Annotated in this window: 22 protein-coding genes; 8 read left to right on the top strand and 14 right to left on the bottom strand. The window is 72.2% G+C overall.

Annotated elements, in window-relative coordinates:
- Positions 1-23: 23 nt before the first annotated feature.
- Together ACFYVL_RS23530 and ACFYVL_RS23525 are read left to right on the top strand one after the other, a co-directional pair.
- Positions 24-941, top strand: coding sequence for a deoxyribonuclease IV (locus ACFYVL_RS23530; RefSeq protein ID WP_389247861.1), 918 nt, complete (start codon positions 24-26; stop codon positions 939-941).
- A 96-nt stretch (positions 942-1,037) separates the two neighbouring features.
- Positions 1,038-1,571, top strand: coding sequence for a DUF4396 domain-containing protein (locus ACFYVL_RS23525; RefSeq protein ID WP_389247859.1), 534 nt, complete (start codon positions 1,038-1,040; stop codon positions 1,569-1,571).
- Positions 1,572-1,616: 45 nt separating this feature from the next.
- Here ACFYVL_RS23525 and ACFYVL_RS23520 read toward each other — a convergent pair whose 3' ends face one another.
- Positions 1,617-2,249: a sulfite oxidase-like oxidoreductase gene (locus ACFYVL_RS23520; RefSeq protein WP_389247857.1), complete on the bottom strand. Its 633-nt coding sequence runs from the start codon at positions 2,247-2,249 to the stop codon at positions 1,617-1,619.
- A gap of 154 nt (positions 2,250-2,403) precedes the next feature.
- Here ACFYVL_RS23520 and bfr point away from each other — a divergent pair, with 154 nt between their 5' ends.
- Positions 2,404-2,886: a bacterioferritin gene (gene bfr, locus ACFYVL_RS23515; RefSeq protein ID WP_389247855.1), complete on the top strand. Its 483-nt coding sequence runs from the start codon at positions 2,404-2,406 to the stop codon at positions 2,884-2,886.
- Positions 2,887-2,928: 42 nt separating this feature from the next.
- Here the strand turns inward: bfr and ACFYVL_RS23510 are convergent, their stop codons facing one another.
- Both ACFYVL_RS23510 and ACFYVL_RS23505 read right to left on the bottom strand, forming a co-directional pair.
- A complete protein-coding gene (locus tag ACFYVL_RS23510) occupies positions 2,929-3,165 on the bottom strand; it encodes a bacterioferritin-associated ferredoxin (protein ID WP_389247853.1) in 237 nt (78 codons plus the stop codon).
- 191 nt (positions 3,166-3,356) lie between these two features.
- Positions 3,357-4,709, bottom strand: a complete 1,353-nt coding sequence (locus tag ACFYVL_RS23505; protein WP_389247851.1) for a class II 3-deoxy-7-phosphoheptulonate synthase — start codon at positions 4,707-4,709, stop codon at positions 3,357-3,359.
- A 122-nt stretch (positions 4,710-4,831) separates the two neighbouring features.
- Here ACFYVL_RS23505 and ACFYVL_RS23500 point away from each other — a divergent pair, with 122 nt between their 5' ends.
- Together ACFYVL_RS23500 and ACFYVL_RS23495 are read left to right on the top strand one after the other, a co-directional pair.
- Positions 4,832-4,894: a trp operon leader peptide gene (locus tag ACFYVL_RS23500; RefSeq protein ID WP_368861143.1), complete on the top strand. Its 63-nt coding sequence runs from the start codon at positions 4,832-4,834 to the stop codon at positions 4,892-4,894.
- A gap of 105 nt (positions 4,895-4,999) precedes the next feature.
- Positions 5,000-6,937: an anthranilate synthase family protein gene (locus ACFYVL_RS23495; protein ID WP_389247849.1), complete on the top strand. Its 1,938-nt coding sequence runs from the start codon at positions 5,000-5,002 to the stop codon at positions 6,935-6,937.
- A 202-nt stretch (positions 6,938-7,139) separates the two neighbouring features.
- On the opposite strand, the gene ACFYVL_RS23490 is transcribed toward ACFYVL_RS23495, so the two are convergent.
- From ACFYVL_RS23490 to ACFYVL_RS23470, 5 genes are all read right to left on the bottom strand, one after another.
- Positions 7,140-8,144, bottom strand: a complete 1,005-nt coding sequence (locus tag ACFYVL_RS23490) for a 2-hydroxyacid dehydrogenase (protein WP_389247847.1) — start codon at positions 8,142-8,144, stop codon at positions 7,140-7,142.
- A gap of 158 nt (positions 8,145-8,302) precedes the next feature.
- Positions 8,303-9,337, bottom strand: a complete 1,035-nt coding sequence (locus ACFYVL_RS23485; protein ID WP_389247845.1) for a 6-phosphofructokinase — start codon at positions 9,335-9,337, stop codon at positions 8,303-8,305.
- A 123-nt stretch (positions 9,338-9,460) separates the two neighbouring features.
- A complete protein-coding gene (locus tag ACFYVL_RS23480) occupies positions 9,461-10,105 on the bottom strand; it encodes a response regulator (RefSeq protein ID WP_389248226.1) in 645 nt (214 codons plus the stop codon).
- Positions 10,106-10,194: 89 nt separating this feature from the next.
- A complete protein-coding gene (gene macS, locus ACFYVL_RS23475; RefSeq protein WP_389247843.1) occupies positions 10,195-11,415 on the bottom strand; it encodes a MacS family sensor histidine kinase in 1,221 nt (406 codons plus the stop codon).
- A gap of 68 nt (positions 11,416-11,483) precedes the next feature.
- Positions 11,484-12,308, bottom strand: a complete 825-nt coding sequence (locus ACFYVL_RS23470; protein WP_389248224.1) for a lysophospholipid acyltransferase family protein — start codon at positions 12,306-12,308, stop codon at positions 11,484-11,486.
- Between the two features lie 223 nt (positions 12,309-12,531).
- On the opposite strand from ACFYVL_RS23470, the gene ACFYVL_RS23465 reads away from it, so the two are divergent.
- Together ACFYVL_RS23465 and ACFYVL_RS23460 are read left to right on the top strand one after the other, a co-directional pair.
- Complete coding sequence (locus ACFYVL_RS23465; protein WP_389247841.1) at positions 12,532-13,311, top strand: alpha/beta hydrolase; 780 nt, start codon at positions 12,532-12,534, stop codon at positions 13,309-13,311.
- Positions 13,304-13,933, top strand: a complete 630-nt coding sequence (locus ACFYVL_RS23460) for a hypothetical protein (protein ID WP_389247839.1) — start codon at positions 13,304-13,306, stop codon at positions 13,931-13,933. Before ACFYVL_RS23465 ends, ACFYVL_RS23460 begins: the two co-directional genes overlap by 8 nt.
- Before the next feature lie 130 nt (positions 13,934-14,063).
- Here ACFYVL_RS23460 and ACFYVL_RS23455 read toward each other — a convergent pair whose 3' ends face one another.
- The 6 genes from ACFYVL_RS23455 to ACFYVL_RS23430 form a co-directional block, all read right to left on the bottom strand.
- On the bottom strand, positions 14,064-14,819 hold the full coding sequence (locus ACFYVL_RS23455) for an endonuclease/exonuclease/phosphatase family protein (RefSeq protein ID WP_389247837.1): 756 nt from the start codon (positions 14,817-14,819) through the stop codon (positions 14,064-14,066).
- A gap of 75 nt (positions 14,820-14,894) precedes the next feature.
- Entirely contained in the window at positions 14,895-15,836 is a 942-nt protein-coding gene (locus tag ACFYVL_RS23450; RefSeq protein ID WP_389247835.1) for an ROK family glucokinase, read from the bottom strand.
- Positions 15,837-15,913: 77 nt separating this feature from the next.
- On the bottom strand, positions 15,914-16,474 hold the full coding sequence (locus ACFYVL_RS23445; RefSeq protein ID WP_389247833.1) for a DUF5304 domain-containing protein: 561 nt from the start codon (positions 16,472-16,474) through the stop codon (positions 15,914-15,916).
- A 123-nt stretch (positions 16,475-16,597) separates the two neighbouring features.
- Positions 16,598-17,806: an ArsA family ATPase gene (locus ACFYVL_RS23440; RefSeq protein WP_389248222.1), complete on the bottom strand. Its 1,209-nt coding sequence runs from the start codon at positions 17,804-17,806 to the stop codon at positions 16,598-16,600.
- Positions 17,807-17,843: 37 nt separating this feature from the next.
- Positions 17,844-18,290, bottom strand: a complete 447-nt coding sequence (locus tag ACFYVL_RS23435; protein WP_389247831.1) for an SRPBCC family protein — start codon at positions 18,288-18,290, stop codon at positions 17,844-17,846.
- Positions 18,291-18,439: 149 nt separating this feature from the next.
- Entirely contained in the window at positions 18,440-19,204 is a 765-nt protein-coding gene (locus ACFYVL_RS23430; protein ID WP_389248221.1) for a metallophosphoesterase, read from the bottom strand.
- Positions 19,205-19,495: 291 nt separating this feature from the next.
- Between ACFYVL_RS23430 and ACFYVL_RS23425 the strand changes: the two genes are divergently transcribed.
- A complete protein-coding gene (locus ACFYVL_RS23425; RefSeq protein ID WP_389247829.1) occupies positions 19,496-21,292 on the top strand; it encodes an AMP-dependent synthetase/ligase in 1,797 nt (598 codons plus the stop codon).
- The last annotated feature ends 45 nt before the right edge of the window (positions 21,293-21,337 follow it).

Raw genomic sequence — 21,337 nt, 5'->3', positions numbered from 1 at the left:
GCCGTGCGGCATCCTGGAGGGCGATGAGCACCCGAGAGACTTCCGCAGAATTCGCCGACCGGTTCCCCGCCGCCGCCCCGGCCTCCCGCAACCCCGTCGGCGGGCACGTCCCGGTGGCCGGCGGGCTCGCCGCCACCGGGCTGCCGTACGCCCGCGAGATGGGCGCCGAGACCGTCCAGGTCTTCGTCGCCAACCCGCGCGGCTGGGCCACCCCGGCGGGGAATCCGGCGCAGGACGAGGCCTTCCGGGACGCCTGCGCCGCCGAGCGCGTCCCGGCCTACGTCCACGCCCCGTACCTGATCAACTTCGGTTCGCACACCGAGGCCACCGTCGAGAAGTCCGTGGAGTCCCTGCGGCACTCGCTGCGCAGGGCCCGTGCCATCGGTGCGCTCGGGGTGGTCGTGCACACCGGCTCGGCGACCGGCGGACGGCCTCGCGAGGAGGCGTACGCGCAGGTCAGGGAGCACATGCTGCCGCTGCTCGACGAGCTGACCCACGACGACGACCCGTACCTCCTGCTGGAGTCGACGGCCGGCCAGGGCTTCTCGCTCTGCTCGCGCACCTGGGACTTCGGCCCGTACTTCGAGGCACTGGACGCGCACCCCAAGCTTGGCATCTGTCTGGACACCTGCCACATCTTCGCCGCCGGGCACGACCTGGCGGGCCCCGGCGGCATGAAGCAGACCCTCGACCTGCTGGTGGACACCGTCGGCGAGAACCGGCTGAAGCTGATCCACGCCAACGACTCCAAGGACGTCACCGGCGCCCACAAGGACCGCCACGAGAACATCGGCTCCGGGCACATCGGCAGCGAGCCGTTCCGCGAGCTGTTCACGCACCCGGCGACCGCGGGGGTGCCGCTGGTGATCGAGACGCCGGGCGGCAAGGAGGGGCACGCGGCGGACGTGGCCCGGCTGAAGGAGCTGCGCGAGGGGCCGTGACCGCGTTCCCCCGCGAGAGCGCCCTTGAGGAATACCCTTAGGGGGTATACGGTTCCGGTTTCGGCAAGGACCGCCGCCCGAGGCTGGGGGCACACCATGCAGCACGGCGAACAGCACACGTCACACGGAACGCACGGACCGCACGCCGGTCACGAGCAGCCCCCGCACGGCTCCGGCACCGGCCCCCGCGGCGGCGCGTCCTGGCGCACGGCCGCGCAGGCCACCCTGCACTGCCTCACCGGGTGCGCCGTCGGCGAGGTGCTCGGGATGGTGATCGGCACCGCGTTCGGCTGGGGCAACGCCCCCACGATGGTCCTCGCGATCGTCCTGGCCTTCTTCTTCGGCTACGCGCTGACCCTGCGCGGCATCCTGCGGGCCGGCGTCGGCCTCAGGACCGCCTTCGGGGTCGCGCTGGCCGCCGACACGCTGTCGATCGCCGTGATGGAGCTGATCGACAACGGAGTGATCGTCCTGTGGCCCGGCGCGATGGACGCCCAACTGTCGGACGCCCTGTTCTGGGGCGCGCTCGCGGCGTCCCTCGCGCTGGCCTTCGTGGTCACCACGCCGGTCAACCGGTGGATGATCGGCCGCGGCAAGGGGCACGCGGTGGTCCACCAGTACCACCACTGACCGCGGGCCGCGCGCGATACGCGCGAGAGACCCGGCGGGCGCGCCCTACAGCTCGGGGCCCTCGCCCGGCTCCTCCTGGTAGGAGTACCGCTGCTCACGCCACGGGTCGCCGATGTTGTGGTAGCCGCGCTCCTCCCAGAAGCCGCGGCGGTCGGCCGTCATGTACTCGATGCCGCGGACCCACTTGGGGCCCTTCCAGGCGTACAGGTGCGGCACCACCAGGCGCAGCGGGAAGCCGTGCTCGGCGGTGAGCAGCTCGTCGCCCTTGTGCGTGGCGAAGATGGTGCGCTCGGAAGTGAAGTCCTCGATACGGACGTTGGCGCTGTAGCCGTACTCGGCCCACACCATGACGTGCGAGACGCCGGGCGCGGGCGGGGCCAGTTCCAGGATCGTACGGGCGGCGACGCCACCCCATTCGGCCCCCAGCATGCTGAATTTCGTCACGCAGTGCAGATCGGCCACGACCGTGTCGAAGGGCAGCGCGGAGAATTCCTCGTGGTTCCAGCAGTGCTTCTCGCCGTCCGCGGTCGCGCCGAAGACGCGGAACTCCCAGCGGTCGGGCTTGAACTTGGGGACGGGCCCGTAGTGCGTGACCGGCCAGCCACGCTGCAGCCGTTGTCCGGGCGGAAGCTCGGAGTGCTCGATTGTGCGGTATTCCCGGCTTTCCGGCTGACCCATGCCTCCCATGGTGACAGACCGCGAGGGGTGGTCATGACCGGGTCTGGCCCGATTCGGGCAACTCCTACTAAGCGTGCACTTACTGGACGGCCTCGGAGGTGCGATGCAAGGATGCGCGCAATCTGCCCGCCACACCCCTGGAAGGAGCCCAGCGATGCAGGGCGACCCCGAGGTCATTGAATTTCTCAACGAGCAGCTGACCGCCGAACTGACGGCGATCAACCAGTACTTCCTCCACGCCAAGATGCAGGACAACTTCGGGTGGACCAAGCTCGCCAAGTACACGCGGGCGGAGTCCTTCGACGAGATGAAGCACGCGGAGATCCTGACCGACCGGATCCTCTTCCTGGACGGCCTGCCCAATTACCAGCGGCTCTTCCACGTGCGGATCGGCCAGACGGTCACCGAGATGTTCCAGGCCGACCGGCAGATCGAGGTCGAGGCGATCGACCGCCTCAAGCGCGGCGCGGAGGTCATGCGGGCCAAGGGCGACATCACCTCGGCCAAGATCTTCGAGGACATCCTGGCGGACGAGGAGCACCACATCGACTACCTCGACACCCAGCTGGAGCTGGTGGAGAAGCTCGGTGAGCCGCTCTACATCGCGCAGCTGATCGAGCAGCCGAGCGAGGCGTAGCCTCCGGCCGGGCCCACGCGCACGGGGCTTCGGACGGGCATGTCAGGCGGCTTCGCCGAGCGCCTCTTCGGCGGGGACCGCGACGATCTCGCGCTGGGCGATGAGCTCCCGGCGGGGGCAGGCACCGCGGCCCAGCAGGCCCTGGATCGTACGGACGCAGTTGCCGCAGTCCGTGCCGGCCTTGGTGACGGAGGCTATCTGGCGCGGCGTGCAGGCTCCGTCGGCGGCGTGGGCCTTGATCTGCTGGTCGGTCACGCCGAAGCAGGAGCAGACGAACACGCGGACACCTCGATCCCACAGCCAGGACACCAGGACCAGGAAGGTCCTTGCTCAGGTAAACCTAACCTTACCCGTGGCACTGTGCGCGGGAAACCCCCCGTACGCCTGTGGGGCACGGATCACATGGATCCGTGCCCCACGGTCACGACGGTGGTGCGGACGGGCGCGGTCGCCCGGACGTACCGGTCCTGCTACTGGTCGCGGTACATCTCCGCCACCAGGAACGCCAGGTCGAGCGACTGGCTGCGGTTGAGCCGCGGGTCGCAGGCCGTCTCGTAGCGCTGGTGCAGGTCGTCGACGAAGATCTCGTCGCCGCCGCCCACGCACTCGGTGACGTCGTCACCGGTCAGCTCGACGTGGATGCCGCCCGGGTGGGTGCCCAGGCCCTTGTGCACCTCGAAGAAGCCCTTGACCTCGTCCAGCACGTCGTCGAAGCGGCGCGTCTTGTGGCCGGAGGCGGCCTCGAAGGTGTTGCCGTGCATCGGGTCGGTCACCCACGCCACGGTGGCGCCGGAGGCGGTGACCTTCTCGACCAGCTCGGGCAGCTTGTCGCGGACCTTGTCGGCGCCCATGCGGACGATGAAGGTCAGCCGGCCGGGCTCGCGGTCCGGGTCCAGCTTGTCGATGTAGCCGAGCGCCTCGTCGACCGTGGTCGTCGGGCCGAGCTTGATGCCGATCGGGTTGCGGATGCGCGACGCGAACTCGATGTGCGCGCCGTCCATCTGGCGGGTGCGCTCACCGATCCAGACCATGTGGCCGGAGGTGTCGTACAGCGTGCCGGTGCGGGAGTCCACGCGGGTCAGCGCGGCCTCGTAGTCCAGCAGCAGCGCCTCGTGGGAGGCGTAGAACTCCACCGTGCGGAACTCCGCCGGGTCGGTCCCGGCGGCCTTCATGAAGTTCAGCGCGTTGTCGATCTCGCGGGCGAGCTGCTCGTAGCGCTGGCCGGACGGCGAGGACTTCACGAAGTCCTGGTTCCAGGCGTGCACCTGGCGCAGGTCCGCGTAGCCGCCGGTGGTGAAGGCGCGCACGAGGTTGAGCGTCGAGGCGGAGGCGTTGTACATCCGCTTCAGGCGCTCGGGGTCGGGCACCCGGGCCTCTTCGGTGAAGGCGAAGCCGTTCACCGAGTCGCCCCGGTAGGTGGGCAGGGTCACGCCGTCGCGGGTCTCGGTGCCCTTGGAGCGCGGCTTGCTGTACTGCCCCGCGATGCGCCCCACCTTGACGACGGGAACCGATGCCGCGTACGTCAGCACCGCTCCCATCTGCAGGAGGGTCTTCAGCTTGTTGCGGATGTGGTCGGCCGACACGGCGTCGAAGGCCTCGGCGCAGTCACCTCCCTGGAGCAGGAACGCCTCGCCCTTGGCGACGGCTCCCAGTCGGGCGCGCAGCTGGTCGCACTCGCCCGCGAAGACGAGCGGCGGATACGATTCGAGGTCCGCGACAGCATCGCGCAGCGCCTCAGCATCGGGGTACTCGGGCTGCTGCGCCGCAGGAAGGTCGCGCCAGGTGTTGCCACCCTCAGGGGTGGTCTTCGCGTTCACGGTCACGCGGTCAGCCTACGGGGTGCTACAGGGTGCTACGTGCCGTGCTCACCACATGAGACGTGCCGGACACCATCTGTGGCGCAAACGTTCCGCCGCACGGCGCGCCGTGCGGTAGGGTCCGGCTCATGTTCGCGCAGAAGACCCAGATCCAGAACTGGTGGTGGACCGCTCATCCGGCGGCCCACTGATCGCGCGTACCCACACTGACGCGGAGGCCGCCCCGGGAGGGCGGCCTTTTTCGTGTCCGGGCCGCTCTCCGGGATCCCGCCCCATCCCCCGGAAGGAACCGCCCGATGCTTGCCCCGACCTTGCTGGACCGGTTGCTCGACGCCGACTGCCCGCCCTTCGCGCTGCTGCGCCGCCGCACCCCCGGCCGTGCCCACGACACGGTGGAGGTGCTGATCGGGGCGGTGCGCGAGGTGGAGCGGCTGGCGGACCTGCCCGACGGCGCGGACGGCCGTCCGGCGCTCGCCCTCGTACCGTTCCGGCAGATCCGCGAGCGCGGCTTCGAGGTGCGCGACGACGGTACGCCGCTGAGCGTGCTGGTCGCCGACGAGGTGTACGAGCTGCCGCTGGCGGACGTACGGGCGGTGCTGCCCCGGCACGAGGTCCGGGTGACGGACGGCGGCTTCGACGTCTCCGACGAGGAGTACGCGGGAATCGTTCAACGAGTCATCGATTCCGAGATCGGACGCGGTGAGGGCGCGAACTTCGTGATCCGGCGTACGTACACGGGTACGGTCCCCGGCTTCGGCAGAGCGGACGCCCTCGCGCTCTTCCGGCGGCTGCTGGAGGGCGAGCGGGGCGCCTACTGGACGTACGTCGTGCACACCGGCAGCGGCCGGGGGGACGCGGGGGCCGCTCCGGAGGGGCGGGACACGGGCGGGCGGGTGCTGGTCGGTGCGAGCCCCGAGGTGCACGTGCGGATGTCCGGCGGGACCGTCGTGATGAACCCGATCAGCGGCACCTACCGCTACCCGGCCGACGGCCCGACCTCCGAGGACCTGCTGGACTTCCTCGCCGACCCCAAGGAGACCGAGGAGCTCTCGATGGTCGTCGACGAGGAGCTGAAGATGATGTGCACGGTCGGCGACATGGGCGGGGTGGTGGTCGGGCCCCGGCTCAAGGAGATGGCCCACCTGGCGCACACCGAGTACGAGTTGCGCGGGCGCAGTTCGCTGGACGTACGGGACGTGCTGCGCGAGACGATGTTCGCCGCGACGGTCACCGGCTCCCCCGTGCAGAACGCCTGCCGGGTCGTCGAGCGCCACGAGGTGGGCGGGCGCGGCTACTACGCCGGTGCGCTGGCGCTGCTCGGCCGGGACTCCTCCGGCGGGCAGACCCTCGACTCGCCGATCCTGATCCGTACCGCCGACATCTCCGCCGACGGGCGGCTGCGGGTACCGGTCGGCGCCACGCTGGTGCGGCACTCCGATCCGGCGGGCGAGGTGGCCGAGACGCACGCCAAGGCGGCGGGGGTGCTCGCCGCGCTGGGCGTGCGCCCCGGCCGGCCGCTGCCGGAGCGGGAGCGCCCGCCGCTGACGGACGACCTGCGGGTGCGGACGGCGCTGGACGGGCGCCGGGCGCGGCTGGCCCCGTTCTGGCTGCGGATGCAGGAGCGGACCGCTCTGCTGGAGGGGCACGCGTTCGTGGTGGACGCGGAGGACACCTTCACGGCGATGCTGGCGCACGTGCTGCGGGCGTCGGGGCTGGAGGTGACGGTACGGCGGTACGACGCACCGGGCACCCGTGACGCGGTGCTCGCGCACGTGGGGCCCGTGGTGCTGGGGCCCGGCCCGGGGAACCCGGCGGACGCCCTCGATCCGAGGATGCGGGCGCTGCGCGCTCTCACCCGGGACCTGCGGGGGCACCGGCACGGGGTGCTCGGGGTGTGCCTGGGACACGAGCTGATCGCGGCGGAGCTGGGGCTGCGCATCGCGCGCAAGGCGGTCCCCCACCAGGGGGCGCAGGAGCGGATCGAGCTGTTCGGGGCCCCGCGGACGGTCGGCTTCTACAACAGCTTCACGGCGGTGTGCGGGGATCCGGAGGCCGCCGAACTGGCGGCGCACGGCATCGAGGTGGCCCGTGACCCGGGAACCGGCGAGGTGCACGGGCTGCGGGGGGCGGGGTTCGCCTCGGTGCAGTTCCACCCGGAGTCGGTGCTGAGCCTGGAGGGCGTGGACGTGGTCCGCGACCTGCTGTCGGGGCTGCGGAGCAGGGTGCGCGGCTGAAGATGCGGCGGAGGGGCGGGGCGGGATGCGCGGCAGCGGGGGGGCTGCTGCTGTCAGGGCTGCGGGGGGGGGGCGGCTGCCGTCGGGGCTGCGGGGGCGGAGGCCGCCCGGCCGGGCGGGGTGCGACCGGAGGTCGTACGGGCGGCCCGTCCCGCCGCTCCCCCGCCCCGCCCGTCGGGAGCCCCGCCGCTCCGCTTCTGTCTCAGTCCGCCCGGGGGACCAGCACGTTCTCGCCGTGGCGGCCGGCGCCGTAGTCCGCCACGTTGCGGACGGTGGCGGCGACGATCTCGCCCACCGCGTCCAGGGTGTAGTACGCCTGGTGCGAGGTCACCAGCACGTTGGGGAAGGTCACCAGCCGGGCCAGGGTGTCGTCCGCGACGACCTCCAGGGACTTGTCGAGGAAGAAGAGCCCGGCCTCCGCCTCGTACACGTCCAGGCCCACCCCCATGAAGCGGCCCGCCCGCAACTCGTTGACCAGGGCCTCGGTGTCGACCAGCCCGCCGCGGCTGGAGTTGACCAGGATCGCGTCGTCCTTCATCTGCCGCAGCACCGCCGCGTCGATCAGGTGGTGCGTCGAGGGCAGCAGCGGCACGTGCAGGCTGATCACGTCGGACTCGGCGAAGAGTTCGGCCTTCTCCACGTAGCGCATGCCGAGCGCCGTGCACGCGGGGTTCTCGGCGACGTCCCAGCCGAGCAGGTTCATGCCGAAGCCGTGGGCGATCCGGGTGAACGCCTCGCCGATCTTCCCGGTGCCGAGTACGCCGACCGTACGGCCGCGCATGTCGCGCCCCAGCAGCCCGTCCAGCCGGAAGTCGAAGTCGCGGGTGCGCCCGGCGGCCCGGACCACCCGGCGGTTGACCGCCATCGCCAGGGTCCAGGCGAACTCGGCGACGGAGTACGGGGAGTAGTACGAGACCCGGGCGACGGTGAGGCCGAGTTCCCTGGCCACCTCCAGGTCGATGTTGTTGAAGCCGGTGGAGCGCTGGGCGATCATCCGGGTGCCGCCGGCGGCGAGCGCGCGCAGCACCCGGGCTCCGAGGTCCGCGTTGACGCTGGTGCTGATGATCTCGTGGCCCGCCGCGATGGGCACGGTGTCCTCGGTGAGGAAGACGTTCAGGCAGCGGACCCCGTGCGAGCCCTCCTCCGCGAAGGCCTTCTCGATCAGCGGCTGCTCGTCGGCCTGCACGCCGAATGCCAGGACGTCCACGGATTTCACCTCGTACGGAAGACTTTGGGAGCTATGCCGGAATAGGCACGAATATACGGGCGCTCCCACCGCCCCGCTCCTCCGCGGGCGTCCCGGCGGCCGGGGGCGGACCTGCTCCCCGGCCCGCCGACTCGGCCGCGGCGGCCGTGTCGGCCGCGTCAGCCGAAGAAGATCTCCGCCTCCTCGTACAGCTCGTCCGGCACCGTCTTGAGCGTCGCCGTCGCCTCCCCGATCGGCACCCGCACGATGTCCGTGCCGCGCAGCGCCACCATCGTGCCGAAGTCCCGCTCGTGCACGGCGTCGACGGCGTGCAGCCCGAAGCGGGTGGCCAGCCAGCGGTCGAAGGCGCTGGGGGTGCCGCCGCGCTGGACGTGCCCGAGGACGGTCGTCCTGGCCTCCTTGCCGGTCCGCTTCTCGATCTCCTTGGCCAGCCACTCCCCCACTCCGGACAGCCGCACGTGCCCGAAGGAGTCCAGCGTGCCGTCCTTGAGGACCATGTCGCCGTCCTTCGGCATGGCTCCCTCGGCGACCACCACGATCGGCGCGTAGGAGGACCGGAAGCGGGAGCTGATCCAGCCGCAGACCCGGTCGATGTCGAACCGCCGTTCCGGCACCAGGATCACGTTGGCGCCGCCCGCGAGCCCCGAGTGCAGGGCTATCCAGCCGGAGTGGCGGCCCATCACCTCGACGACCAGCACCCGCATGTGGGACTCGGCGGTGGTGTGCAGCCGGTCGATGGCCTCGGTGGCGATGGAGACGGCGGTGTCGAAGCCGAAGGTGTAGTCGGTGGCGGAGAGGTCGTTGTCGATGGTCTTGGGCACCCCGACGCAGTCGATCCCGTACTCCCCGGACAGTCTCGCCGCGACGCCGAGGGTGTCCTCGCCGCCGATCACGATCAGCGCCTCGACGCCGTTCCTGGCCATGGTCTCGCCGATCAGGCGCACCCCGTCCGCGCCCTCGGTGAGCGGGTTGGTGCGCGAGGAGCCGAGGATGGTGCCGCCGCGGGGCAGGATGCCGCGGACCGCCCCGATGGTCAGGGCGACCGTGCGGTGGTCGTCGAGGACACCGCGCCAGCCGTCCCTGAAGCCGACGAACTCGTGCCCGTAAGCCTGCACTCCCTTGCGGACCACGGCGCGGATGACCGCGTTGAGCCCCGGACAGTCACCGCCCCCGGTCAGTACTCCGACTCGCATGGCGTGCGCCCCTTCCGCCGTGCCCAGCACTGGGACCCACCACGCTAGGACGCCCGCGGACGCGCCGTCGAGACCGCGTCCGCGCCCCCGGGCGGGCGTTCGCGCGCCGGGCGCGGCGCCCGCTCAGGCGTCGTCGAGGCCGCGCTCTATCGCGTACCGCACCAGCTCGACCCGGTTGTGCAGCTGGAGCTTGCCGAGGGTGTTCTGCACGTGGTTCTGGACGGTGCGGTGCGAGATGACCAGGCGCTCGGCGATCTGCTTGTACGACAGCCCCTTGGCGACCAGCCGCAGCACCTCGGTCTCGCGGTCGGTGAGCTGCGGCGCCTTCGGCTCGTCGGGGGCCGCGGGCGCCGGGTCGGAGGCCAGCCTGCGGTACTCGCCGAGCACCAGCCCGGCCAGCCCGGGGGTGAAGACGGGGTCGCCGACGGCGGTGCGGCGCACGGCGTCGCACAGTTCCTCGGTGGACGCCGACTTCAGCAGGTAGCCGGTCGCCCCGGACTTCACCGCCTCCAGCACGTCCGCGTGCTCGCCGCTCGCGGACAGCACCAGCACCCGCAGCTTGGGGTCGGCCCCGACCAGCTCCTTGCAGACCTGTACGCCCGGCATGCCCGGCAGGTTCAGATCCAGCACCAGCACCTCGGGCACGACCGCCTGGGCGCGCCGCACCGCCTGCGGCCCGTCCCCGGCGGTGGCGACCACGTCGAACCCGGCGGCGGCCAGGTCGCGGGCCACCGCGTCGCGCCACATGGGGTGGTCGTCGACGACCATCACCCGGATCGAGCCGGCCCGGAGGCCGTCCTGCCGCTCCTCGCCCGTTTCCGCCGTCACGCCCGTCGCCGCCTCTGCGCTCACTTCGCTCATCGCTTCGTTCTCCCCCGTGGAACCTTCAGTTCGACTTCCGTGCCCTGCCCCGGGACGGAGAGCAGTTCGGCGCTCCCGCCCAGGTCCCGCAGCCGCCCGCGGATCGAGAGGGCGACACCCATCCGGCCCTCCCCCTCGGCCTGCGCGAGCCGGCCGTCGGGGATGCCGGGGCCGTCGTCCCGCACCGTCACGATCACCTCGTCCGGCTCGTCCTCGACCAGGATCCAGGCCTGGGCGTTCTCGCCCGCGTGCTTGCGGACATTGTCCAGTGCGGCACTGACAGCGGCCGCCAGTTCCCCGGCCGCCGCCGGTTCCAGCAGCACCGGAGTGCCCGGTTCCGCGAACGAGACGCGGGCCCCGGCGTGCGGGGCCAGCAGCGAACGCAGGTCCACCGGGCCGCCGCACCCGGCGTCGTCCGGCTCGTCGACCTCCACGCAGCGCACCACCGCGCCCTGGGACGCGTCCTCGGAGGCCCGGGTGGTGGGCACCAGACCGCTGGAGACCAGGGTGCGCAGGGCGACCTCCTGCTCCCCGGCCATCCGGCCCAGTTCGGCCGCCTCGCCGCCGAGCGCGCTGCCGCGCCGCTGCACCATGGCGAGCACCTGGAGCACGCTGTCGTGGATGTCGCGGGCGAGCCGCTCGCGCTCGCGGGTGGCGGCCTCGATCTCCAGGGCGCGGGCCAGGGTGCGCTCCGAGGCGCGGGCGACCTCCACGACGTACCCGATCGCGATCGAGGCGACCCAGACCAGCAGCACGTTGTGCAGGGTGTCCCGGCTGGGGGTGCCGCGCTCGACCAGGTTCGCCGCGGCCACCAGCGAGGAGGCGAACGCCGCCCACCGCCAGCCGCCCTTGATCGCGTACGCCAGCACGGCCCCGGCCGTCCATATGGTCGGCAGGGTCGGCCCGTCGATCTCCTGCGCCTGGAAGTTGGCGAGCGGGGTCAGCAGGATGCCGACGAGGGCGACGGTGAGGTCGGCGACCAGGAAGCGTTTGGTGCAGTTGGCCGCGTTCGCCACCTTGGGGAGCGTGACCAGCGTCCACACGGCGAGGAACGCCAGGTAGCCCATGGCCACCCAGGCGCGCTCGAACTCCTGCCTGGTAAAGACGAACAGGCCCACCGCGTACAGCATGGTGAGCACCCGGTAGCCGGTCAGCGCGCGCCACAGCGGCTGCTCGACCGACATCCGTACGACGCGCTCGCGCCTGGCCTTGGCCATATCCCCCCACCCCCGGACGGACGACGTTTCGGGGACGGACGACGCCGCCCGCCCCCGGACGGTTCCGCCTACTCCGCCTTCTGGGCCCGCTCCGCCTGCGCGGCGTCGGCCTTCTCCGCCTTCTCCGCCTCCGTCCGCTCGGCCCTGGCCGCCTTCTCCAGCTCCGCGTGGGCGGCCTTCTCGGCCTTCTCCAGCTCGGCCTTCTCCGCCTTGGCCGCCTTCTCCGCGTCCGCGATCTGCCGCTTGGCGGCGGTCGCGTAGATATCGACGTACTCCTGGCCGGAGAGCTTCATGATCTCGTACATGACCTCGTCGGTCACCGAGCGCAGGATGAAGCGGTCGCCGTCCATGCCGTGGTAGCGGCTGAAGTCGAGCGGCCTGCCGATCCGGATGCCCGGCCGCATCAGCTTCGGGACCACCTTGCCGGGCGGCTGGATCTTCTCGGTGTCGATCATCGCGACGGGGATCACCGGGGCGCCGGTCGCCAGCGCCACGCGCGCGAGGCCGCCGGGCTTGCCCCGGTAGAGCCGGCCGTCCGGGGAGCGGGTGCCCTCCGGGTAGATGCCGAACAGGCCGCCGCCCTCGACGACCTCGATGCCCGCCCTGATCGCCGCCTCGCCCGCACCGCGGGCGCCGGAACGGTCCACCGGGAGCTGGCCGACGCCCTTGAAGAAGGCTGCGGTCAGCCTGCCCTTGACTCCGGGCGAGGTGAAGTACTCCGACTTCGCGATGAAGGTGACCTTCCGGTCCAGTACGGCCGGCAGGAAGAAGGAGTCGGAGAACGACAGATGGTTGCTCGCGAGGATCGCCGGCCCGTCCGCGGGAATGTTCTCGAGGCCCTCCACCCAGGGCCTGAAGGCGAGCTTCAGGGACCCTCCGATGGAGAACTTCATTGCGCCGTAGATCAACGTGTGCCTTCCCTTGTCTGTCGAAAAGACCATAACCCGTGGGCACCGCGCGCTCTCGCCCGCGCTTGCCGGGGGGCCTGCGGACCTGGTCGGTGTCGGCCCGGTCGCGTACGGTGAAGGCATCCTCGGCGTCCCCTCGGGGGCGCCCTCCCCGCCCCGTCCTCCACGACGGAACCTCCCGACGAATCCTCACGAACAGGAGACCCCGGTGCCGGTCCTCCCTGGAGCCGAGCCGTTCCGCCACGAGGGCGGAGAGGTAGGCGTCCTTCTCTGCCACGGTTTCACCGGTTCCCCGCAGTCGCTGCGCCCCTGGGCCGACCACCTGGCCGAACGGGGGCTGACGGTGTCCCTGCCGCTGCTGCCGGGCCACGGCACCCGCTGGGAGGACATGCAGCTGACCGGCTGGCAGGACTGGTACGCCGAGGTGGACCGCGAGCTGACCGCGCTGCGGGCGCGCTGCAGCCAGGTCTTCGTCTTCGGCCTGTCCATGGGCGGCGCGCTCACCCTGCGGCTGGCCGCCAAGCACGGCGACGCGATCAGCGGCATCGTGCTGGTCAACCCGGGCAACAAGGTGCACGGCCTGGCCGCGTACGCGCTGCCCGTCGTCCGTCACTTCGTCCGTACGACCAAGGGCCTGGCCGACGACATCGCGCTGGAGGGCTCCCACGAGGTCGGCTACGACCGGGTGCCGCTGCACGCCGCGCACTCCCTGCGCAACTTCTTCCGGCTCGTGGACGGAGAGCTGCCGCAGGTGACGCAGCCGGTGCTGCTGCTGCACAGCCCGCAGGACCATGTGGTCCCGCCGGCCGACTCGGCCCGCATCCTCAGCCGGATCTCCTCGACGGACGTCACCGAGATCCTGCTGGAACAGAGCTACCACGTGGCGACGTTGGACCATGACGCGAAGCGGATTTTCGACGAGAGCCACGCGTTCATCGGCCGCCTCGCTCCGAGCATCGGGAAGAAGGGGAGCACTGCCGGTGGCTGAGCACAACGCGGAGCGCGCGGACCGCGAGGAGGAGCGGGAGCCGGAGACCACCGGCGCGAAGCCCGCGGCCTCCTCCCCGGACGAGGCCGGTACCCCGCTGGACGAGGCCGCCGCCTGGGAGGCGATCGTCGCGGGGTACGGGGACGAGCCGCCGGACCCGCCGGGGGCGAAGCCGTTCAAGTCGGTGGACGACCTGGCACGGATGGAGGGCGAGGTCAACGGGGACGGACCCGACCGGCCCTCCCCCGCCGCCTCCCCCTCGGAGGACCGGCCGCTCGGCAGCTCGGTGGTCTTCGCCCCGGGGGTCGGCGCGGCGGGCCCCCGGGACTACCGGCCCGCCGAGGCCAAGGACGAGGACCTCGACGATTCCGACGAGGGCCACTTCGTGCCGCCGGACCCGGAGCTTCCGGAGGCCGACGTCACCTCCAAGTTCGCCTGGCTGGCGGTGGTGGGCGGCCCGCTGCTGCTGCTCCTGGCGGTCGTACTGGGCTGGGACATGACCTGGTGGCTCCAGGTGCTGGGCATCGGCGGCTTCCTGGGCGGCTTCGGCACGCTGGTGGCCCGGATGTCCAGCGGCTCCGACGACGAGGACGAGGACCCGGGCCGCGGAGCGGTGGTCTAGAGCGACCTGCACCACGGTGGCGCTCACCCGGTCGCGTGCCTCTCCGCGGCTGGTCGGCGGTTGCCCGCGCCCTTGTCAAGGGCGCGGGGAACCGCGCGGATCAGGCCACCTCGTACCCGCGCCCGAGCCCCTACCGCTCCGCCGGCACCCGCACCGCCGCCAGTACCGGCAGGTGGTCCGTCGCCGCCACCACGTCCGCCCGGGGCAGCTCCGGCACCCCGCACCCCAGCACCTCCACGCCCTCCGTCGCGAAGATCGCGTCGATCCGCTGGTGCGGGTCCGCGGGCACGGACGTGAACTCACCGCCCCACGGCGCCACCGCCCAGCAGTCCTGGAGCTCCCCCGCCAGCAGCCGGAACGACTTGCCCTCCGGCCGGTCGTTGAGGTCGCCGCCGGCGATCGCGTGGCCGACCCCCATCCGGGCCAACTGCTCCAGGAGCAGTCGCGCCTGGGCGTACCGCTCCTCGCCCTGAAGGCTCAGGTGGCAGCTGAGCACCCCGAGCCGGGCGCCCCCGATCCGTACCACCGCCGTGGCGAAGCCCCGCTGGTGCAGTCCGGGGGTGCGCGGCAGCAGGACGTCCTCGGTCCGTTCGACCGTGGCCCGCAGCGAGCACAGCAGCAGCGGTCCGGCCGCCGTCGCCCCGCCGCCCAGCACCACCAGGTCGCTGTGCGCGGCCAGCCAGGCGGCCTTCTTGCGCCAGCGGAAGAAGCGCGGCGCCTCCTGGATCAGTACGAGGTCGGGCTCGCAGGCCCGCACCACCCGGGCCAGCGCCTCGCGGTCGTCGCGCATGGAGCGGATGTTGTAGCTGAGGACCCGGACGACGGCCGAGCCGTCGGGTTCGGTGACGGACGCGGGCAGGGACGGGGTCTTGGGAGCGGTCGCCATGCGGGCCAACATAGACCGGTGCCCGCCGCGCCCACAGGGGACGCGACGGGCACCGGTGAAGCCCCCGGGGAGTGTTCAGCCCTGGCGGGCCAGGTCCGCCGCGCCGACCAGGCCGGCCTTGCCGCCCAGCTGCGCCGCGAGCACCTGCGCGTGCGGCCGCCACTGGCCGCCGATCAGCCAGCGCCGGAAGGACTTGCGGATCGGGTCGAGCACCAGCTCGCCCTCGTCGGAGACGCCGCCGCCGACGATGAACGCGGACGGGTCGAAGAGCGAGGCGAGGTCCGCCAGGCCCGCGCCGGCCCAGCGGGCCAGTTCGCGGAAGGAGTCGACGGCGACCGGGTCGCCCTGCCGGGCGGCGGCGCTGACGTGCTTGCCCTCGATGCCGTCGGGGGTGCCGTCGCCGAGGCCGAGCAGGACCTCCGCGTTCTCCGGGGTGGCGTTGGCGCGCTGGCGGGCGTAGCGCACCAGGGCGCGCCCGGAGGCGTACTGCTCCCAGCAGCCCTGGCTGCCGCAGCCGCACAGCAGGCCGTCGGGGACGACCCGGATGTGGCCGAACTCGGCGGCCACGCCGAAGCGTCCGCGGCGCAGCTTGTTGCCGATGATGATGCCGCCGCCCAGGCCGGTGCCGAGCGTGATGCAGATGACGTCCTCGTGGCCCTTGCCGGCGCCGAACTTGTACTCGCCCCAGGCGGCGGCGTTGGCGTCGTTCTCGACGACGACCGGCAGGCCGACGCGCTGCTCGACCTTGTCCTTGAGCGGCTCGTGCCGCCAGGCGATGTTGGGGGCGAAGAGCACCGTGGCGCGCTTGTCGTCCACGTATCCGGCGGCGCCGATGCCCACGGCCTCGATCTGCTGTCCCTTGCCGACCTCGGAGACCGCGGCGGAGATCGCGTCGACCATGTCCTCGGGGGTCTGCGGGGTCTTCACCTTGTACGTCTCAAGGATCTGTCCCTCTTCGTCGACCACTCCGGCCGCGATCTTCGTGCCGCCGATGTCGACGCCGATGGTGAGTCCCATGAGTCCCTCAGGTTTAGGTCGAACCGCGCTCGGAGCCACGGACGGACTCCGAGGGCCACGGTACCCGAGGAGACCGCTCAATCGAGGTCGATGTGTTCACCTTTTGAACGGTCATCGGGATCGTCCGGGCCACCTTCGGATGATTTGGGCGCTTTGGCCGTACCCTCCGTGCTTTTCGCGGAACTCGGGGAATCCTGCGTCCAGCGCTGCTCGTGCCCGGCGACCGCGGACCGATATGCCGCAAGGAGCTCATTTCCCGCCGCCGCGAGGTGGTCGAAGACCTGCGGGTTGCGCTCCACGACGGGTTCCACGACTGCCTTCGCCTGCTGAACGAACTGCTTGGCGACCCCCTGGGCCGCCATACCGAGCAGCGGCGACTGGAGCGAGGAGACCTTCTCGGCGACCGCGTCCATCAGCCGGCGCAGCTCCTCGGCGGCCGACCCGGACTGCGGGCCGTACTGGGCGCGGCGGCGGGCCCGCTCCGCGGCGAGGTCCTCCTCGCACGCGGTCGCCCAGGCGTCGGCGTCGTACGCCTGCGGCCCGTGGTCGTCCCGGGGCTTCGTGTCCTGCTTCTTCGTCCCGTGCACCGTCGAGTCGTGGGCCGCGGACTCGTCGGGGCGGTCGGTGGCTTCGCTCATGGCGCACTCCTGCGACGCGGGATGGATGGGGCAACGGGGCATCTACCCCATCGACGTTACCCGAACAGCGGTACGCGGTTCAGTGCCCCGGCCCCCGGCGGCGCCCCGCCGGACGCCCGGCCCTCACCGTCCCTGCGGCCACAGTCCCGGGTCCGGCGCGAAGCGCACCCGCAGGACGCCGTCGGTCAGCCCGGCCCCGGAGACGGTGCACCTGCGCAGCGCGGAGGGCAGCGACAGGATCCGCCGGAACTCACCGGCCGTCAGGACGAGTTCGTCCCCGCGCCGCACCAGTCCCAGCTCGCTCTTGCGGGCGCCGGGCAGCGGCAGGTGCCACACCAGGACGCCGTCGTCGGCGAGCCGGTCCTCGACGACCGGCTCGGGCGCGCGCGCCGTGCCGCCGCCCCCGCCGCCGTACGACAGGGCCCGCGCGAGCGGCCCCAACTCCTCGGTGCCGCGCGGCTGGTGCCCCAGGTGCGGCAGTTCGCGCACCGCGCCGGAGCTTTCGTGCACCTCCTTGAGGTGCGTCTGCTGCTGGGCGGAGAGCCCGGCCAGCCAGGGGTCCGGGGAGGCGGTGGGCAGTACCCGGTTGGCCACCACGGTGTCCAGGGCGAGGCCGTGCAGGGCGAGCCCGAGCCGGGCGGTGCGCAGCGCGTCGGCGGCGGCCGGGCCGGGTTCGACGACCAGGCGCACCGACAGCGCGGGGCTCTCCACCACGTCCTGGGTGGCGGCCAGTTCCGCCTCCCAGCGGGCGGTCGTCTCGTACAGCCACTGCGCGGGCATCGGCACCCCGGCGAGCTGGGCGAGCATCGGGCGCAGCGAGCGGGCGGCCTGCCGTTCGGGCGGCAGCAGCCTGCGCAGGTAGCGCCGCAGCTGTCCGGGCAGCGCGAGGGCGGCGAGCGCCTGGTGGGTCGGCGGCATGTCGACGACGACCAGGTCGTACGGGGAGGAGGGCGCGGCGCACACCGTGCGCAGGGTGCGCAGCAGGGCGAGCGGTTCGCTGCCCGGGAGTTCGGTGAGCTCGTCGGCGTCCAGGGCGTTCGCGCCCAGCAGGTCGAGGGCGGTGGCGGCGCGCTCCTGGAGGGAGAGCAGTTCGCCGCGGAAGTCCGCCGCGGTGTCGATGCGGGCGGCCCGCAGTCCGGGCGCCGCCTCCAGCGGGTCCGTCGCGGCGGGCAGCGGGCCGGCGGGGGCGCCGAGCGCGGTCGCCAGGCCCTCTCCGCGGTCGGTGCCCAGCAGCAGCACGCGCGCGCCCGCGCCGGAGGCGGCGAGCGCGGTCGCCGCGGCGACGGTGCTGCGGCCCGCTCCCCCGGGGCCGGTGACCAGGACCGTACGCACCGCGCTCATGCCCGACTCCCCCGTGCCGTCCGTCGCCTCAGCCCTTGGGGCCGGACTCGACGCGCTTCTTCAGACCGGCCAGGGCGCGGTCGATGATGACCTTCTCGGCCTTGCGCTTGATCATGCCGAGCATCGGGATCTTGACGTCGACGGTGAGCTGGTAGGTGACCTCGGTGGCGCCGCCCGCGGCGGGCGCCAGCCGGTAGGAGCCGTCCAGGGCGCGCAGCATCTGCGACTTCACCAGGGTCCAGCTGACCTCGTTGTCGCCGGTCCAGCTGTAGGCGAGGGTGTGGTCGTCCTTGATCGCACCGGCGTCGAGCACCAGGCGGACCTTCTCGGCACGGCCGTGGTCGTCGGTGGCCAGGACCTCGGCCTCCTTCACCTCGCCCGTCCAGTCCGGGTAGCGGGCGAAGTCCGCGATGACGTCCATGACGTCGGCAGGGGCCGCCTCGATGGTGATGCTTGAGCTGGTGTGTTCCGCCATCGCGATGGCTCCTCACGTCCGGACTGGGACTGGCTGACTGGCTTGCGGGCCGGTGCACGGAAGCGGCGTGCGGACGCCGGGGGCGGTCCGGTGGGCCGGGGAGGTGCGGGCGGGTGCGTGCCGTGTGAAGGCTATCGCGATCGTTCCGCTCACCACTCCAGGGCCCAGGGGCGGCCGGTGGACGCGAAGTGGCCGACGTTCACGCACTCGGTGGCGCCGACGCGCATCCGGCGGGCCAGCGGCTGGTGGACGTGGCCGAAGAGGGAGTAGCGCGGGCGGGTGCGGTGGATGGCGTCCAGCAGGGCCCGGCTGCCGCGCTCGAAGCGGCGCGCCACGGTGTCGTACACCAGCTCGGGGACCTCCGGCGGGATGTGCGTGCACAGCACGTCGACCTCGCCGAGCGCCTCGACCTTGGCCGCGTACTCCTCGTCGCCGATCTCGAAGGGCGTGTTCATCGGGGTGCGCAGCCCGCCGCCGACGAACCCGAAGACCAGGCCGCCGATCTCCACCCGCTCCCCGTCCAGCACGCGGGTGCCGGGGCTGACCGTGCCGGGGCCCGCGAAGTCGGGCCACAGGGTGGGCATGTCGACATTGCCGTAGGTGGCGTACGTCGGGCTGGGGAACGCGGCGAACATCTCGGCGTACTGCTTGCGCACCGCCGCGTCGGTGGCGGCCCTGCGGTCCAGACCGGCCCAGAGGCGGCGGCTGAGGTCGCGGGCCTCCTCGAAGCGGCGCGCCGTGCGCAGCTCGACGATGAGATCGGCGTTGGCGGTGCCGAAAAGGTCGGGGAAGATGCCGCGCGAGTGGTCGGCGTAGTCGAGGAAGAGCACGAGGTCGCCGAGGCAGATCAGCGCGTCGGCTCCGTCCCCCGCACGGGCGAGGTCCGCCGCGTTCCCGTGCACGTCACTCACCACATGAACTCGCATGGTGATCAGCCTAGGACTCCGCCGGATCCCTGAGTAGGGGCGGTCGGACCTGCGGTTACTTCCGAGTCGCCCGAAGCGTCGACTACTCTGCGGCAAGCACCGCCCGAACAGTGTGACGCAGCGTACATCTGCCCGGGACCCCCTATCGGGAACCGAGTACTGGTGGGTAACGTCCGGGCAGTCCAGTCGTGCTCATCCCCCACTGAGCACCTGCCCGACCTTGGACCGCAGCCGGCACACACTGAAGTGGCGTCCGGTGCCTGATGAGGAGCAGCAGTCTTGCGCGAGTTCAGCCTTCCGGCCCTGTACGAGGTCCCTTCGGACGGCAATCTGACGGATCTCATCCGCCGCAATGCCGCTCAGCACCCCCACACCGCGGTCATGGGCCGCAAGGTCGCCGGGGCATGGACCGACGTCACCGCCACCCAGTTCCTGGCCGAGGTACGGGCCGCCGCCAAGGGTCTGATCGCCGCCGGCGTGGAGCCGGGCGACCGGGTCGCGCTGATGTCGCGCACCCGCTACGAGTGGGTGCTGCTGGACTTCGCGATCTGGAGCGCGGGCGCGGTGACCGTGCCGGTGTACGAGACCAGCTCCGCCGAGCAGGTGCAGTGGATCCTGGGGGACTCCGGCGCCAAGCTGGTCCTGGTCGAGTCCGACGCCCACCGGGCCGCCGTCGCCTCCGTGCAGGCGAGCCTGCCCGCGCTCACCGGCATCCGGCAGATCGACGCCGACGCCGTCGCGCAGCTCACCGCGGAGGGCGCGCAGGTCTCCGACGAGCTGCTCGACGAGCGGATGTCCTCGGCCAACGCCGACGACCCGGCCACCATCGTCTACACCTCGGGCACCACGGGCCGCCCCAAGGGCTGTGTGCTGACGCACCGCAGCTTCTTCGCGGAGTGCGGGAACGTGGTGGAGCGGCTGAAGCCGCTGTTCCGTACGGGCGAGTGCTCGGTGCTGCTGTTCCTGCCCGCCGCGCACGTCTTCGGGCGGCTGGTCGAGGTCGCCTCCGTGATGGCGCCGATCAAGCTCGGCTGCGTACCGGACATCAAGAACCTCACCGACGAACTGGCGTCCTTCCGGCCGACGCTGATCCTGGGCGTGCCCCGGGTCTTCGAGAAGGTCTACAACTCCGCCCGTGCGAAGGCGCAGGCGGACGGCAAGGGCAAGATCTTCGACAAGGCGGCCGACACGGCCATCGCCTACAGCCGCGCGCTGGGCACCCCCGAGGGCCCGACGCTGGGCCTCAAGCTCAAGCACAAGGTCTTCGACAAGCTGGTCTACAGCAAGCTGCGCGCGGTGCTCGGCGGGCGCTGCGAGTTCGCGATCTCCGGCGGCGCCCCGCTGGGCGAGCGGCTCGGGCACTTCTTCAGCGGCATAGGGTTCCGGGTGCTGGAGGGCTACGGGCTCACCGAGTCCTGTGCGGCGACCGCGTTCAACCCGTGGGACCGCCCGAAGATCGGCACGGTCGGCCAGCCGCTGCCCGGCTCCGTGGTGCGCATCGCGGACGACGGCGAGGTGCTGCTGCACGGCGAGCACATCTTCACCGGGTACTGGAACAACCCGTCGGCCACCGCGGAGGCGCTGACCGACGGCTGGTTCCACACCGGTGACATCGGCACCCTCGACCAGGACGGCTACCTGGCGATCACCGGCCGCAAGAAGGAGATCATCGTCACGGCGGGCGGCAAGAACGTCGCCCCGGCCGTGATCGAGGACCGCATCCGGGCGCACGCGCTGGTCGCGGAGTGCATGGTGGTCGGCGACGGGCGGCCGTTCGTGGGCGCGCTGATCACGATCGACGAGGAGTTCCTGGGCCGCTGGGCCGAGGAGCACGGCAAGCCGGCCGGCTCCACGGCGGTCTCGCTGCGGGACGACGCGGACCTGCTGGCCACGGTGCAGAGCGCGGTGGACGACGGGAACTCGGCGGTCTCCAAGGCGGAGTCGGTGCGCAAGTTCCGGATCCTGCCCGCCCAGTTCACCGAGGAGGCCGGGCACATCACGCCGTCGCTGAAGCTGAAGCGCAACGTGGTGGCGAAGGACTTCGCGGACGAGATCGAGGCGATCTACGGCGGCTGAGCGGCCGGTAGGCGCGCGGGTGTGAGGACGTACGGGTGCGGGGCG

It is taken from the genome of Streptomyces sp. NPDC004111 (genome assembly GCF_042874215.1).
In the GTDB taxonomy this organism is placed as follows: Bacteria; Actinomycetota; Actinomycetes; order Streptomycetales; family Streptomycetaceae; genus Streptomyces.
The sequence above is the reverse complement of the archived record's forward strand: the minus strand, read 5'-3'. Positions and strand labels throughout refer to the sequence as shown.

Excerpts from the sequence above, each read along its gene's own strand:
- ACFYVL_RS23520 (WP_389247857.1), bottom strand. The coding sequence starts at position 2,249 with ATGGGTCAGCCGGAAAGCCGGGAATACCGCACAATCGAGCACTCCGAG.
- bfr (WP_389247855.1), top strand. The coding sequence starts at position 2,404 with ATGCAGGGCGACCCCGAGGTCATTGAATTTCTCAACGAGCAGCTGACC.
- ACFYVL_RS23530 (WP_389247861.1), top strand. The coding sequence starts at position 24 with ATGAGCACCCGAGAGACTTCCGCAGAATTCGCCGACCGGTTCCCCGCC.
- ACFYVL_RS23525 (WP_389247859.1), top strand. The coding sequence starts at position 1,038 with ATGCAGCACGGCGAACAGCACACGTCACACGGAACGCACGGACCGCAC.
- ACFYVL_RS23455 (WP_389247837.1), bottom strand. The coding sequence starts at position 14,819 with ATGGCGACCGCTCCCAAGACCCCGTCCCTGCCCGCGTCCGTCACCGAA.
- ACFYVL_RS23445 (WP_389247833.1), bottom strand. The coding sequence starts at position 16,474 with ATGAGCGAAGCCACCGACCGCCCCGACGAGTCCGCGGCCCACGACTCG.
- ACFYVL_RS23480 (WP_389248226.1), bottom strand. The coding sequence starts at position 10,105 with ATGGTCGTCGACGACCACCCCATGTGGCGCGACGCGGTGGCCCGCGAC.
- ACFYVL_RS23450 (WP_389247835.1), bottom strand. The coding sequence starts at position 15,836 with ATGGGACTCACCATCGGCGTCGACATCGGCGGCACGAAGATCGCGGCC.
- ACFYVL_RS23485 (WP_389247845.1), bottom strand. The coding sequence starts at position 9,337 with ATGCGAGTCGGAGTACTGACCGGGGGCGGTGACTGTCCGGGGCTCAAC.
- ACFYVL_RS23470 (WP_389248224.1), bottom strand. The coding sequence starts at position 12,308 with ATGAAGTTCTCCATCGGAGGGTCCCTGAAGCTCGCCTTCAGGCCCTGG.
- macS (WP_389247843.1), bottom strand. The coding sequence starts at position 11,415 with ATGGCCAAGGCCAGGCGCGAGCGCGTCGTACGGATGTCGGTCGAGCAG.
- ACFYVL_RS23435 (WP_389247831.1), bottom strand. The coding sequence starts at position 18,290 with ATGGCGGAACACACCAGCTCAAGCATCACCATCGAGGCGGCCCCTGCC.
- ACFYVL_RS23495 (WP_389247849.1), top strand. The coding sequence starts at position 5,000 with ATGCTTGCCCCGACCTTGCTGGACCGGTTGCTCGACGCCGACTGCCCG.